The sequence below is a fragment of the Nostoc sp. UHCC 0252 genome, assembly GCF_034931145.1.
Lineage (GTDB): Bacteria > Cyanobacteriota > Cyanobacteriia > Cyanobacteriales > Nostocaceae > Nostoc.
The window spans coordinates 7,110-7,727 of sequence record NZ_JAYGHE010000137.1 but is presented as its reverse complement, the minus strand read 5'-3'; the positions used below and the strand labels follow the sequence as shown (position 1 = coordinate 7,727).

The 618-nt window shown below is 40.8% G+C and carries 2 protein-coding genes; both read left to right on the top strand.

Annotated elements, in window-relative coordinates:
* Positions 1-236, top strand: a 236-nt coding sequence (locus VB732_RS34915; protein WP_323235386.1) for an AAA domain-containing protein, incomplete at its 5' end; no start/stop codon positions are given.
* Positions 237-273: 37 nt separating this feature from the next.
* Positions 274-495 carry a hypothetical protein gene (locus tag VB732_RS34910; protein WP_292713576.1) on the top strand — a complete coding sequence of 74 codons (222 nt, stop codon included), beginning with the start codon at positions 274-276 and terminating at the stop codon, positions 493-495.
* The last annotated feature ends 123 nt before the right edge of the window (positions 496-618 follow it).

Sequence of the window (618 nt, the reverse complement as noted above, 5' to 3'; positions counted from 1 at the left end):
TTGGCACAGTTCACACGTTCCAAGGTGGTCAGAAGTCGGTGATAATTTTCTCGACTCGCCAATGTTCTGCAACTGATAGCCTTTGGTTTATTAATCGTCGGCCTAATCTACTCAATGTGGCTATTAGTAGAGCGCGAGAACTGTTTATCTTAGTGGGGAATTTGGAGCGAATTTCTGAAGGGGGGCATACCAGAGAGTTGGTGGAATATATCAAGGAATTTGGGGAGACGCGATAATTGTAATAAAGGCATTTTATTCATTTAGAGGGGAATTATGTCAGCAAGAGTAGAGCAGCAGAATACTATCACTAGAAAGAATCTTGTTTCTAGCTTGATAATTGGGTTAATTGTTGGACTATTGGCTGGTCTTCCCTTGGGTTGGATAGCTCATCAGTTCTATGCTGAACGACGGTTAACTGATGTGTTAGTTTGTCGGGAAAAGAATCGGAACTTGCCGGAAGTTCAACTTCAGTCTCTTTGCGGGTCAAGATTCTAAAATAGACTATCATCAATAAACTAAAATCATTAATAAATTTATATAGGTTACTTTAACTCTATAAATGTGGGTATTTAAGAACTCGTTGCGGATCATGCGACGAAGTGGAGTCTTCGGGGCGGG